This window comes from Haloactinopolyspora sp., assembly GCF_027324685.1.
In the GTDB taxonomy this organism is placed as follows: domain Bacteria; phylum Actinomycetota; class Actinomycetes; order Jiangellales; family Jiangellaceae; genus Haloactinopolyspora.
In genome coordinates this window covers 30,845-42,861 of record NZ_DAHVSH010000044.1, presented here as the reverse complement: position 1 = coordinate 42,861, position 12,017 = coordinate 30,845, and the positions used below count along the sequence as shown (strand labels likewise).

The window sequence follows — 12,017 nt, the reverse complement described above, 5'->3', positions numbered from 1 at the left end:
GACACCGGACGGCCTCGGACGGCGACGGTTTCGCCGGAGCCACGTAGGCTCGTGACATGAGTGTCCGGCGCATCATGGGAATCGAGACCGAGTACGGCATCTCGGTGCCCAGCAACCCTGCGGCCAACTCGATGTTGGCCTCGTCGCAGGTCGTCAATGCCTACGCCGCCCAGCGCGCCCGCGCGCGGCGGGCACGGTGGGACTTCGAGGAGGAGAACCCGCTGCGAGACGCGCGGGGTTTCGAGATCTCGCGCGCAGGCGCCGACCCCAGTCAGCTCACCGACGAAGAGATCGGGCTGGCGAACCTCATCCTGACCAACGGGGCGCGGCTGTACGTCGACCACGCGCACCCGGAGTACTCCTCACCCGAGGTGACCTCGCCGCGTGATGCGGTGGTGTGGGACAAGGCCGGCGAGCGCATCATGGCCGCGGCGGCCCGGTGGGCGGGCAGCATGCCGGGCGCGGCGCCGATCCAGCTGTACAAGAACAACGTCGACAACAAGGGCGCGTCCTACGGCTGCCACGAGAATTACTTCATGGAGCGCTCCACGCCGTTCGCCGACATCGTGCGCCATCTCATTCCGTTCTTCGTGTCGCGGCAGGTCATATGCGGCGCCGGGCGAGTCGGCATCGGCCAGGACGGTAGCGGCGAAGGCTTCCAGATCTCGCAACGCGCCGACTACTTCGAAGTCGAGGTCGGGCTCGAGACGACGCTGAAGCGGCCGATCATCAACACCAGGGACGAACCGCACGCCGACCCGGAGCGTTACCGCCGGTTGCACGTCATCATCGGCGACGCCAACCTGTCCGAGATCTCCACCTACCTCAAGCTCGGCACCACCGCCTTGGTACTGGCGATGATCGAGGACGGGTTCCTCAGCGGCGACCTGACGATCACCCGCCCGGTCGCGGCGTTGCACAACGTGTCACACGACCCCTCGCTGCGGCACGAGGTCGAACTGGCTGACGGTCGACGGCTGACCGCCGTCCAGGTGCAGACCGAGTACGCCGAGCAGGCCCGCAAGTTCGTCGAAGACCGCTACGGCGGTGACGCCGACGCCGAGACCGTGGCGATCCTCGACCTGTGGGAGTCGACGCTGGCCGCGCTGGCCACCGACCCGATGTCCTTGGCCGACCGGCTGGACTGGGTGGCCAAGCTGGCGTTGTTGAACTCCTACCGCCAGCGCGACAGCATGGACTGGTCGCACCCCAAGCTGCACCTGATCGACTTGCAGTACGCTGACATCCGGCCGGAGCGCGGGCTGTACCAGCGGCTGGTGGACAAGGGACGGATCCGGCGGTTGGTCGACGACGAAGCGGTCGACGCGGCGGTGCACGACCCGCCGGAAGACACCCGGGCGTACTTCCGCGGCCGCTGTCTGGACAAATACAGCGATGCCATCGCCGCGGCGTCGTGGGATTCGGTCATCTTCGATCTACCTGGGCGCGAGGCGCTGCAGCGTGTCCCCACGCTCGACCCCACGCGCGGCACCAAGGCCCACGTCGGCGAGCTGGTCGATCGATGCGATACTGCAGATGACCTGGTCAGCGCGTTGACGACGCGGTGATCACCAGGCCGTGCCCTGGGCCGGACCGCCCACCTGCCGGACCCGGTACTTCGCTCTCGGCGTAACCAACGTATCCAGGTGTCCACGAGTGGGCCCGGGCGGCACGATATCGACGCGGAAGTGGATAGGGTCGAGTCAAGGCGACCAGCACGGAGGTTGGCGATGGCGCGAGAGACCACTGGCGGGCAGCAGCACAAGCAGCCCCGGAAGAACGAAGATGCCGAGGTCCAGGAGACCACTGCCGCGGAGTCGAGCGAAGAGCTCAAGGAGCGGCAGGACAAGATCGAGGACGACGTCGACTCCATCCTTGACGAGATCGACGACGTGCTGGAAGAAAACGCTGAAGACTTCGTGCGCTCGTTCGTGCAGAAGGGTGGAGAGTAAGTGGACGTGACCCGTTTGGGCAGCCTGCCGGCGGCGTTCCTGGCCCCAGGGACGTCGTCGTTCACCGACTTCCTTCGGCAGCACGCGCCTGAGCTGTTGCCGGGTAATCGCGTGTTGAACAATGCCGGCACCGACCTGTCGAGTCTGTCGCCCCACGGCACCACGATCGTGGCCGCGACGTTCCAGGGCGGGGTCGTCATGGCAGGCGATCGACGGGCCACCATGGGCAACATGATCGCGCAACGCGACATCGAGAAGGTCTTTCAGGCCGACGAGTTCTCCGCGGTCGGGATCTCGGGCTCGGCCGGCATCGGAGCCGAAATCGTCCGGTTGTTCCAGCTCGAGCTCGAACACTACGAGAAGATCGAAGGCACGGTCCTGTCGCTGGAGGGCAAGGCGAACCGCCTGTCCCACATGATTCGCGGCAACCTGGGCATGGCGATGCAAGGCCTGGTGGTCGTGCCTCTGTTCGCGGGGTACGACCACGGCCAACAGGCCGGGCGGATCTTCTCGTACGAGCCCACCGGCGGACGCTACGAGGAACACGCGTTCTTCGGCGTCGGCTCGGGCTCGGTGTTCGCTCGCGGCGCCCTGAAGAAGCTGCACCACAGCGACCTCGACGTCGACGGTGCCACCACCGTCGCCGTCCAGGCGCTGTTCGACGCCGCCGATGACGACTCAGCCACCGGCGGACCCGACATGCAACGACACATCTATCCGATCGTCGCGGTGGTGGACGAGAACGGCTTCCGGCGACAGCCCGAGTCCGCTGTCGCCGAGGTCGTGCAAGGGGTCGTGGCCGGCCGCAACGAGCGGCCCGACGGCCCCCGCGCCCCACTGAGCTGAGCCCCCCGTACCCCCGAGAGGAAGACCGGTGTCGATGCAGTTCGGATACGTCTCGCCCGAGCAGATCATGAAGGACCGGGCGGACTACGCCCGCAAGGGCATCGCGCGCGGCCGGTCCGTGGTCGTCATCCAGTACACGGACGGGATTCTGTTCGCTGCAGAGAGCCCGTCGCCGTCGCTGCACAAGATCAGTGAGATCTACGACCGGATCGCGTTCGCCGCGGTGGGCAAGTACAACGAGTTCGAGAACCTTCGCCAGGCCGGTGTCCGCCTGGCCGATCTGCGCGGTTACTCCTTCGACCGGGTCGACGTGTCGGGACGTGCCTTGGCCAGCGTCTATGCGCAGACGCTTGGCACCATCTTCACCCAAGAGCCCAAGCCGTACGAGGTCGAGCTCGTCGTGGCCGAGCTGGGGACGACGATGGCCGAAGATCAGATCTATCGCATCACCTACGACGGTTCGGTGGCTGCCGAGAACGGCTTCGCCGTCATGGGTGGAGCCGCCGAGCAAGTCGGCAAGTACGTGGGGCAGCACATGACGCCCGGCGGTGCCTCGTTGGAGGGCACGCTGCGCCTGGCCGTCGACGCGCTCGGGCGCGACAACGACAACGAACCGCGCCAACTGCCCACCGCATCGCTCGAAGTGGCCGTGCTCGATCGGGGCCGCGCTCGGCGCGCGTTCCGCCGGATCCCCTCGTCTGCACTCGACTCGTTGCTCGACCGTGGCCAAGTTGGGGCGGAGACTGACGAGCCGGGCGGCTAAGGTCGAGTCATGGACCGTCGCATCTTCGGGCTCGAGAACGAATACGGTGTCACGTGTACGTTCCGCGGCCAGCGACGGCTGTCTCCGGACGAGGTGGCGCGTTACCTGTTCCGGCGGGTCGTCACCTGGGGACGTAGCAGCAACGTCTTTCTGTCCAACGGCGCCCGGCTGTACCTCGACGTGGGCAGCCACCCCGAGTACGCCACGCCGGAGTGCGACAACGTCGTCGACCTCGTGACTCACGACAAGGCCGGCGAACGCGTGCTCGAAGGCTTGTTGGTAGACGCGGAGAAGCGGCTGGCCGAAGAAGGCATCGCCGGCGACGTCTACCTGTTCAAGAACAACACCGACTCCGCGGGCAACTCCTACGGCTGCCACGAGAACTACCTCGTCGGGCGGCACGGCGAGTTCTCCCGGCTGGCCGACGTCCTCATTCCGTTCCTGGTCACCCGCCAGATCGTGTGCGGAGCCGGCAAGGTGCTGCAGACGCCTCGCGGCGCGGTCTACGCCGTCAGCCAGCGTGCCGAGCACATCTGGGAAGGCGTCTCCAGCGCCACCACCCGCAGCCGGCCCATCATCAACACGCGCGACGAGCCGCATGCCGATGCCGAGCGCTACCGCCGTCTGCACGTCATCGTCGGCGACTCCAACATGAACGAGTGCACGACCCTCCTGAAGGTCGGCGCCACCGATCTGGTGCTGCGCATGATCGAGGCCGGTGTCGGGTTGCGCGATCTGACGCTGGAGAACCCGATCCGGGCCATTCGCGAGATCAGCCACGACATCACCGGCCGGCGCAAGGTTCGCCTGGCCGGCGGCCGGGAAGCCTCGGCGCTGGAGATCCAGGAGGAGTACTTCACCAAGGCTCGCGATTTCGTCGAGCGGCGCGAGATCGCCACGCCGACGGTGCGCCGGGTGCTCGACCTCTGGGAGCGCACCATCAAGGCCGTCGACTCCGGGGATCTGTCCCTGGTCGAACGAGAGATCGACTGGGTCACGAAGTACCGGATGATCGAGCGCTACCGGGCCCGGCACAACATGACCCTGACTCATCCGCGCATCGCCCAGCTCGACTTGGCCTACCACGACATCCACCGGGGCCGAGGGCTGTATTACCTGCTCGAACGACGCGGCGGGGTGTCGAGGGTGTCTCGTGACCTCGACACGTTCGAGGCGAAGTCGGTCCCGCCGCAGACGACCAGGGCGAAACTCCGCGGTGAGTTCATCAAGCGTGCGCAGGAACGCCGCCGCGATTTCACCGTCGACTGGGTGCACCTGAAGCTCAATGATCAGGCCCAGCGCACGGTACTGTGTAAAGACCCGTTCCGGTCGGTCGACGAGCGGGTGGCACGGTTGATCGACGGTATGTGAGATGCTGCGGGCCGCGGACGACTGGGGCGCTCAGGCAGTTCTCAGGTCGCTGTCTTAAAGTAACCGCTTGCGAAAACGTCAGCTCTGAACATCAATCTGATCGAAGGACTTGTCCACAGTGCGCACCAGACAGGCCCTCGTGGCCGTGCTAGCGACGTCCGCGCTCGCCCTGACGGCCTGCGGCTCGGACTCTGACTCCGACTCCGACGGTGCCGTCGTCTCCTCTGACATCGGTGTCGAGGTCTCCGGGGACGTCGGCGAGAAGCCGGAGCTGTCCATCCCGGACGACGCGCCGCCCGCGGAACTCGCGGTCGAGGTTCTCTCCGAGGGCGACGGCGCCGAAGTGGCTCCGACCGACGTCGTGGTGGCCGACTACCTGGGCCAGACGTGGGAGCCTCGGGCGCCGGAGGAGCCCGCGGACCAGGGCGCCGAAGGTACTGAAAGTACTGAAGGTACTGAGGACGGCGCCGCCGGAGGCGGAGCGTCCCCGCAAGATTCCGAGGAGTCCACGGACGACCCCGCTTCGTCGGGCGATGCGGAGCCGTACGTCTTCGACAACTCCTACGATCGCGGCGAGGCCGCGGGCTTCTCGCTCGATGCGGTCATTCCGGGGTGGAAGGAAGGCCTGGCCGGTCAGAAGGTGGGCTCGCGGGTGCTGCTGTCCATCCCGCCCGACCAGGGCTACGGCGCTTCCGACGGACACGACCTGCAGAACGACACGCTGGTGTTCGTCGTCGACATCGTCGACACGATCGGCGCGACGGCGACGGCGTCGGGGGAGCCGGTGCAGGACCTGCCCGAGGGCATGCCGAGCGTCGAGTCCAACGACGGCGCTGCGCCGACGATCGACCTGGCCGACGCCGAGCCGCCGGAGCAGTCCGACTCGACCGTCGTGATCAACGGCGACGGGAAAGAGCTGGGCACGAACATCGTCGTCAACATGGTGCAGGCGTCCTACCCCGACGGGGCGGACGCCATCAGCTCGTGGGATGAGAACCAGACGCCGATCGTGCTGGCGCCGCAGCAGCTGACCGGTATCCCGGGCCTCGCTGAGGCGTTGCAGGACCAGACCGTGGGCACCCGGGTCGTCACGCGGATCGCCGCGGCGGACAACCCCACCCAGGGTGAGTCCGGTGGCACCGCGCTCGTGCTGGTCATCGACGTGATCGGCACGTTCTGACATGGAACGCCCGGAGATCGACTTTCCGGGGGATGCGCCTCCGGACGAGCTCGAGATCACCGACGTCGTGGTCGGTTCCGGCGCGGAGGCGCCGCCCGGCGCGACGGTCCTGGTGCACTATGCCGGGGTCGACTTCGAGTCCGGTGAGGAGTTCGACGCGTCGTGGAACCGCGGTAAGCCGACGGAGCTACCGCTGGACAGCGTCATCGAAGGTTGGCAGCGGGGGATCCCCGGAATGCGTGTGGGTGGGCGGCGCAAGCTCGTGGTGCCGGCCCATCAGGCGTACGGCCCCGCGGGCAGCGGGCATCGGCTGTCCGGCCGAACCCTGATCTTCGTCGTCGACCTGCTGGCGGTCAGCTGAGGTCTCGGCCGCGGGGCGCGCGCAGCCGGCGTTCGGTCAACCGTCGTGGCGCAGGAGGGCGGCGGCGTGCGCGCCGGCCGCGGCGGCGGCGACGAAGTACTCCGGATCATCGTCGAGCCCGCGCCCCATCGTCGACAGCCGCACGGGAACGCGGCGTAGTTCCTCCTCCAAGCCGGCCACCGGTGCGGTGACCACGTGGTGCCGCCCGGCCAGGCGCTGCGCCTGGGTGTGGACCTTCTGGCCGAACTCGCCGGGCAGGTCGGGCACGACGATGTCAGCGGGGGCCAGCGCGACTTTGCCGTAAGCGGTGAGGCTGTGATGAGACACGCCGTGGTGGCGGCCACGTGGGTCGGCCGAGCTGATCCGCAACGACCCCACGGGCCGCCCGCCCAGCACGACAGCGGCGTTGATCGCTTCTCCGCACGCGACGCCGGAGAAACCCCAGCGCGTACCGGTACCGAGGTTTCCCGGGCCCTGGGTGACGATGGCGACGTCCGCCTGGAGCACGTGCCTGGCGGCCAGGAGGCCCGTGTGGAGGGTGACCGCCTCGATGTCACCGCCGAAGGCCTGTCCGACCGTCACGGTCGCCGTCAGGAGCCCGGCACTGCTCAGCTCGGCCACGGTGCGGCTGAACCGTAGTGGCAGCGCGCCGCCGTCGGTCATGACGTAGACCACCCGCACCGGACCGGCCGGGCGGTCGTCGGAACGCAGCGGAGCCTGCGCGTCCTCGGTGCTCCATACTCCGGCGAGGATGGCCGGCAGCGCGGAGTGCAGGTCGGCGACGACGACGGGCATACCGTCCAGGTCGTCAGCATCGCGCAGCGTCGCATGCCACTGGGAGTCCTGCTCGTCGACGCCGAGAACGGTGGTCTGCAGGGGCGTGTAGCGCGCCTTGACCAGGTGCCCCGGCGCTGGCGGCGGGTCCGCGGGCAGCCGGTCGGGGATCGCCACGACATGGGCGTAGCCACCGGTGCCCAGCCCCATGTCCAGCGCCGTCGTGTTGAGTACCACGCGGTCACCAGGCTGAGGCAGCCCGACCAGATCGACGTAGGCCAGCGCCCGTATCTCCACTCCGGCCACGTCCACGGCCAGCTCCGCCGCACCGGGCCAGGAGGTCTTCACATTGGTCACCACGCCGTTGCGCCACCGAATCACGCGCTGAGACTAGCGACCCGCTAATCTCGCGGTGTCAGGGGATTGGGGTTGTGAGCATGTCGCAGGCGGCGAAGAGCGAGCGGCTGATGAATCTGGTCATCTGCCTGCTCGTTGCGCGCGGGTATGTGCCGAAAAGCCGCATCCGCCAGGTGGTCGGGGGATACGGCGGGCAGAGCGACGAGGCGTTCGAGCGCATGTTCGAGCGCGACAAGGAAGAGCTGCGCGAGGTCGGCATTCCCATCGAGACCGGCTCGTTCGATCCCTTCGGCGACGAAGAGCCGGGCTATCGCATCCATCGCCAGGAGTTCGAGCTGCCGGAGATCCGGCTCGAGCCGGACGAGGCCGCTGTCGTGGGCCTGGCGGCGCGGATGTGGCAACACACCTTCCTGTCGGCGGCATCGAGCGCGGCGGTGCTGAAGCTGCAGGCTGCCGGCATCGAGGCCGACACTCGCTCGATCAGCGCCGTCGAGCCTCGGGTGGGCGGCGAGGAACCGGCGTTCTGGCCGCTGTGGGAGGCCGTGCGCGATCGGCGCGCCGTGCGGTTCCGGCACCGCAAGAGCGCCGGCACCCAGCCGCTGTTGCGCCACCTCCAGCCGTGGAGCGTGTTGTCGTGGCACGGGCGCTGGTACGTCGTGGGGTACGACGTCGATCGCCAGGCGCCGCGCATGTTCCGCCTGTCGCGCATCGTCGACAACGTTCAACCCGACGGCCCCGCCGGCGGCTTCGAGGTACCTCCGTTGGAGGTCGTGCGCGAGGCGGCCGCCAACCTGGCGCCGCCGGAACAGGCCCAGCGTTCCCGCGCGCGCCTACGCGTCCGGACCGGCACTGGGCACGCGCTGCGGCGGCGGGCGGCGTTGGTCGAAGCCGGCGACGAGCCCGGCTGGGACGAGGTCACCGTGACTTATTCCAGCCCCGAGGACCTGGCCGAGGAACTCGTCGTGCATGCGGCCGACGTGGTCGTGCTCGATCCGCCGGAGTTGCGCGACGCGGTGGTGCAGCGCCTGCAGGCCATCGTGAAGGCGTCGGCATGACGACACCGCAGCGACGCCGTCCGCGGCGCTCCGACAGCGCGCCCGCGCAGGTCGCACGGCTGCTGTCGATGCTGCCGTACCTGCGTTCCCACCCCAGCACCCCGGTGTCCGAGGTCGCCCGGCTGTTCGGGGTCAGCGAACGTCAAGTCATCCGCGACTTGCAGGTTCTGTGGTTCTCCGGCCTGCCGGGCCTGCAGATGGGTGACTACATCGAGGTCGACATGGAGGCCGTGGAAGGCGAAGGCGTCATCAATGTCGCCAACGCCGACTACCTGGCGCGGCCGCTGCGGCTGCGCACCGACGAGGCGGTGGCGCTGATCGTCGCGCTGCGTACGCTCGCCTCGGTGCCCGGCTCGTTCGACCGCGGCGCCATCGAGCGGGCCGTGGCCAAGCTCGAGGACGCTGCCGGCGAGATGGCCGAGCAGGCGGCATCGGTGCAGGTCAAGGTTGACGGCGATGCTGTGGCCGAGGTCGCGGCCACCGTGCGCGCCGCCCTGGACGACCAGCGCCGGCTGCACCTGTCGTACTGGGTCCCGGCGCGCGACGAGGCCACCGAACGCGACGTCGACCCGATGCGCCTGGTCGTCGTCGACGGGCGGCTCTACCTGGAAGGATGGTGCCACCGCGCCGGGGCCGTGCGACTGTTCCGCCTCGACCGCGTTCTCGGCATCCACCTACTCGACACACCGGCGCAGATTCCCACCGACGTGCGCCCGCGCGACCTCGACGCCGGACTGTTCCAGCCGTCGCCAGATGACGAATTGGTGACAATCGAGCTCACGACCGCCGGACGTTGGGTGGCCGATTATTACCCCCACGAGAGCGCCGAGGAGCTGGCCGACGGCGGGCTCCGGCTGCGCCTACGAGCGCGCGATCGACAGTGGGTACGCCGCCTTGCGCTGCGCCTCGGCGACTCCGGGCGCATCGTCGACCCACCGGACCTGTCTGCGGAGGTCACCGCTTCGGCGCGCGAGGCCCTGGCCGCTTACGGACTGCAGTAGAGTCTGCGGCAATGTCCAGCTTGGCGATCTGGCTCTTCGTAGCGCTCGGGTTCCTGTTCGCGGTGGCCATCGTGGTCGTCGTCGCGGCCGGGGTCGCCGTCGTGCGCAAGACCACGGTGCTGGCGGGGGAGATGAACGATCTTCTCCGCGAGCTTGACACCGCCGTAGGATCTGTATCGTCGGATCCACCGGGCGTGCCTGCGCGCCGGGCGGACGGCACAGACCGGCCCACGACGTAGTCTGGATAGCATCGACGGGACGTCACCCGTCAGGAAGAGGTCGACCATGGGTAACATCGGACCTTGGCAGCTGATCATCGTCCTCGCGATCGTGCTGGTGCTGTTCGGGGCGAAGAGGTTGCCGGAGGCCGCCCGGGGCCTCGGACGGTCGTTGAAGATCTTCAAGGCTGAGACACAGGGCCTGGTGAGCGGCGACGATGACAAGTCGGCGGACTCCGCCGGCGAGCGCAACGACTCGGGTCCGGCGCAAACCCAGCGAGCCGTCGAGCCGCCGGCCACGGCACAGCCGGAACAGAGCGCGCCGGTGAACGAGCAGTCCAAGCACGACGCCTGAGCTGCTTGACGTCGCACTGACGTGGCCACAGTGATAGGCCGTCGGGGCAAGGGCTCGAAGCCGGAGCGCGATCCCGAAGGCCGGATGACTCTGAGTGAGCACCTGCGCGAGTTGCGCTCGCGCGTGCTCAAATCCGCGCTAGCGGTCGTCGCCTTCGGCATTGTCGGGTTCGTCTTTCGCGACCAGATCATCAGCTTCCTGACCGATCCGTTCCAGGATGCCGCGGCGGCCACCGACGCGCAGGCGGAGATGAACTTCCGCAACATGACCGATCCGCTGGTCGTTCCGCTGCAGATCGCCATGTTGACCGGCCTCGTGTTCGGCGCACCGGTCTGGATCTACCAGATCTGGGGTTTCGTCACTCCGGCGCTGTACCGCAACGAGAAGCGGTGGGCGGCGGCCGTCGTGGGCGCGGCGGTGCCGATGTTCGCCCTCGGCGTTCTGCTCGCGATGTGGATCATGCCGCGGGCCATGCAGTTCCTCTTGAACTTCACGCCCACCGACGACGTCAGCAACATCGTCGACTTCAGCAGTTACCTCAGCTTCGTCATCCGCATCGTTCTCGTCTTCGGCATCGGCTTCCTGCTGCCCATCTTCGTGGTGCTGCTCAACGTGGTCGGCGTCCTCCGGCACGAGACGCTGTCCTCGGCGCGCCGGTGGGTGATCGTCGGCATCTTCTGCTTCGGCGCCATCGCGACACCGACGGGTGATCCGCTCTCGCTGATGGTGTTGGCGACGCCGATGTGGCTGCTGTTCGAAGTCGCGGTCTTGGTGTGCCGGGTGCTCGATCGCCGGCGCCGCCGCGTGCTCGGATCCGAGCTGGCCGACGACGAGGCGACCCCGGACGACGAGCTCGACCGCCTGGGCCGAATCGACGACGACGGCTGAGGTCATGACCGACGAGATCGCGCTGCTGGTGAACCCGACGTCCGGTCGAGGGCGGGGAGCACGGGCCGGGCGCCGGGCCGCGGCGCGTCTGGCCGAGGCGGGCCTGCCGGTGCGGGTCCTGACCGGTCGCGACGTCCGTGAGGCCGGTGACCTGGCGCTGGAGAGCGTGGAGTCCGGCGCCCGCTCGCTGGTCGTGGTCGGCGGCGACGGCATGGTGCACCTGGGGCTGCAAGCCGTGGGTGGCGCCGAGACCGTCCTCGGCGTCATTCCGGCCGGGACCGGTAATGACCTCGCTCGATCGCTGGGGTTGCCGCTGAAAGATCCGGTCGCCGCCGCCGATGTCATCGTCGCCGGTGCCGAGCGCGAGATCGATCTGGGCCGGACCGACGGCCAGTGGTTCGCCGGCGTCGTCGCCGCCGGGTTCGACGCCCGTGTCAACGATCGCGTCAACCGAATGCGCTGGCCGAAAGGTCCGCGGCGCTACGACGTCGCCACGATCGCCGAGCTGGGCGTCTTCAAACCCATCTCGTACCACATCGAGCTGGACGACCAGGTTCTCGACACCGAGGCGATGCTGGTGGCAGTCGGCAACCTGCCGTCCTACGGCGGGGGCATGCGGATCACACCGGGTGCGGAACCCGACAACGGGGTGTTCGACGTGCTGGTCGTATCGCCGGTCAGCAAGGCGACGTTGCTCCGGGCGTTTCCGCGGGTGCGCCAAGGTAAACACCTGACGTACCCGTTCGTCTCGGTGCACCGGGCCCGGCGAGTCAAACTCGATGCGGCCGACGTCACGGCCTATGTCGACGGCGAACGTCTCGGGCCGCTGCCCCGCACATTCGATCTCGTCGGTCGCGCCCAGCGGGTGTACGTCCCCGCATCGGGTTAACGTAGGG

14 protein-coding genes are annotated in these 12,017 nt (G+C 68.4%); 13 read left to right on the top strand and 1 reads right to left on the bottom strand.

Going from position 1 to position 12,017, the window contains the following annotated elements:
- The first annotated feature begins 56 nt into the window (after positions 1-56).
- From dop to M6444_RS05875, 7 genes are all read left to right on the top strand, one after another.
- Complete coding sequence (gene dop / locus M6444_RS05905) at positions 57-1,568, top strand: depupylase/deamidase Dop (RefSeq protein ID WP_298324100.1); 1,512 nt, start codon at positions 57-59, stop codon at positions 1,566-1,568.
- 162 nt (positions 1,569-1,730) lie between these two features.
- Complete coding sequence (locus M6444_RS05900; RefSeq protein ID WP_298324097.1) at positions 1,731-1,952, top strand: ubiquitin-like protein Pup; 222 nt, start codon at positions 1,731-1,733, stop codon at positions 1,950-1,952.
- Positions 1,953-2,798 (top strand): proteasome subunit beta, encoded by an 846-nt coding sequence (gene prcB / locus M6444_RS05895; protein WP_298324094.1) that lies wholly within the window; start codon positions 1,953-1,955, stop codon positions 2,796-2,798.
- Positions 2,799-2,832: 34 nt separating this feature from the next.
- Positions 2,833-3,561 (top strand): proteasome subunit alpha, encoded by a 729-nt coding sequence (gene prcA, locus M6444_RS05890; RefSeq protein ID WP_298324187.1) that lies wholly within the window; start codon positions 2,833-2,835, stop codon positions 3,559-3,561.
- 9 nt (positions 3,562-3,570) lie between these two features.
- Positions 3,571-4,932 carry a Pup--protein ligase gene (pafA, locus tag M6444_RS05885; RefSeq protein WP_298324092.1) on the top strand — a complete coding sequence of 454 codons (1,362 nt, stop codon included), beginning with the start codon at positions 3,571-3,573 and terminating at the stop codon, positions 4,930-4,932.
- 118 nt (positions 4,933-5,050) lie between these two features.
- On the top strand, positions 5,051-6,112 hold the full coding sequence (locus M6444_RS05880) for an FKBP-type peptidyl-prolyl cis-trans isomerase (RefSeq protein ID WP_298324090.1): 1,062 nt from the start codon (positions 5,051-5,053) through the stop codon (positions 6,110-6,112).
- 1 nt (position 6,113) lies between these two features.
- Positions 6,114-6,473, top strand: a complete 360-nt coding sequence (locus M6444_RS05875) for an FKBP-type peptidyl-prolyl cis-trans isomerase (protein ID WP_298324087.1) — start codon at positions 6,114-6,116, stop codon at positions 6,471-6,473.
- A 36-nt stretch (positions 6,474-6,509) separates the two neighbouring features.
- On the opposite strand, the gene M6444_RS05870 is transcribed toward M6444_RS05875, so the two are convergent.
- Entirely contained in the window at positions 6,510-7,628 is a 1,119-nt protein-coding gene (locus tag M6444_RS05870; protein WP_363326253.1) for a DUF3866 family protein, read from the bottom strand.
- A 56-nt stretch (positions 7,629-7,684) separates the two neighbouring features.
- Between M6444_RS05870 and M6444_RS05865 the strand changes: the two genes are divergently transcribed.
- The 6 genes from M6444_RS05865 to M6444_RS05840 all read left to right on the top strand — a co-directional run bounded on the left by M6444_RS05865 (position 7,685) and on the right by M6444_RS05840 (position 12,010).
- Positions 7,685-8,659 (top strand): WYL domain-containing protein, encoded by a 975-nt coding sequence (locus tag M6444_RS05865; RefSeq protein WP_298324184.1) that lies wholly within the window; start codon positions 7,685-7,687, stop codon positions 8,657-8,659.
- The gene (locus M6444_RS05860) at positions 8,656-9,660 is read left to right on the top strand and encodes a WYL domain-containing protein (RefSeq protein WP_298324082.1); all 1,005 of its coding nucleotides are present in this window, start codon (positions 8,656-8,658) and stop codon (positions 9,658-9,660) included. The genes M6444_RS05865 and M6444_RS05860 overlap by 4 nt, the downstream gene beginning before the upstream one ends.
- Positions 9,661-9,671: 11 nt before the next feature.
- Complete coding sequence (locus M6444_RS05855; protein WP_298324079.1) at positions 9,672-9,899, top strand: hypothetical protein; 228 nt, start codon at positions 9,672-9,674, stop codon at positions 9,897-9,899.
- A 46-nt stretch (positions 9,900-9,945) separates the two neighbouring features.
- Positions 9,946-10,233 (top strand): Sec-independent protein translocase subunit TatA, encoded by a 288-nt coding sequence (tatA, locus tag M6444_RS05850; RefSeq protein ID WP_298324076.1) that lies wholly within the window; start codon positions 9,946-9,948, stop codon positions 10,231-10,233.
- 84 nt (positions 10,234-10,317) lie between these two features.
- A complete protein-coding gene (gene tatC / locus M6444_RS05845; RefSeq protein WP_298324073.1) occupies positions 10,318-11,121 on the top strand; it encodes a twin-arginine translocase subunit TatC in 804 nt (267 codons plus the stop codon).
- A gap of 4 nt (positions 11,122-11,125) precedes the next feature.
- Positions 11,126-12,010, top strand: a complete 885-nt coding sequence (locus tag M6444_RS05840; protein WP_298324071.1) for a YegS/Rv2252/BmrU family lipid kinase — start codon at positions 11,126-11,128, stop codon at positions 12,008-12,010.
- The last annotated feature ends 7 nt before the right edge of the window (positions 12,011-12,017 follow it).

What these genes read in the sequence shown, in the direction of transcription:
- dop (WP_298324100.1), top strand. Translation starts at nt 57, where the DNA reads ATGAGTGTCCGGCGCATCATGGGAATCGAGACCGAGTACGGCATCTCG.
- M6444_RS05900 (WP_298324097.1), top strand. Translation starts at nt 1,731, where the DNA reads ATGGCGCGAGAGACCACTGGCGGGCAGCAGCACAAGCAGCCCCGGAAG.
- prcA (WP_298324187.1), top strand. Translation starts at nt 2,833, where the DNA reads ATGCAGTTCGGATACGTCTCGCCCGAGCAGATCATGAAGGACCGGGCG.
- pafA (WP_298324092.1), top strand. Translation starts at nt 3,571, where the DNA reads ATGGACCGTCGCATCTTCGGGCTCGAGAACGAATACGGTGTCACGTGT.
- M6444_RS05875 (WP_298324087.1), top strand. Translation starts at nt 6,114, where the DNA reads ATGGAACGCCCGGAGATCGACTTTCCGGGGGATGCGCCTCCGGACGAG.
- M6444_RS05865 (WP_298324184.1), top strand. Translation starts at nt 7,685, where the DNA reads ATGTCGCAGGCGGCGAAGAGCGAGCGGCTGATGAATCTGGTCATCTGC.
- M6444_RS05860 (WP_298324082.1), top strand. Translation starts at nt 8,656, where the DNA reads ATGACGACACCGCAGCGACGCCGTCCGCGGCGCTCCGACAGCGCGCCC.
- M6444_RS05855 (WP_298324079.1), top strand. Translation starts at nt 9,672, where the DNA reads ATGTCCAGCTTGGCGATCTGGCTCTTCGTAGCGCTCGGGTTCCTGTTC.
- tatA (WP_298324076.1), top strand. Translation starts at nt 9,946, where the DNA reads ATGGGTAACATCGGACCTTGGCAGCTGATCATCGTCCTCGCGATCGTG.
- tatC (WP_298324073.1), top strand. Translation starts at nt 10,318, where the DNA reads ATGACTCTGAGTGAGCACCTGCGCGAGTTGCGCTCGCGCGTGCTCAAA.
- M6444_RS05840 (WP_298324071.1), top strand. Translation starts at nt 11,126, where the DNA reads ATGACCGACGAGATCGCGCTGCTGGTGAACCCGACGTCCGGTCGAGGG.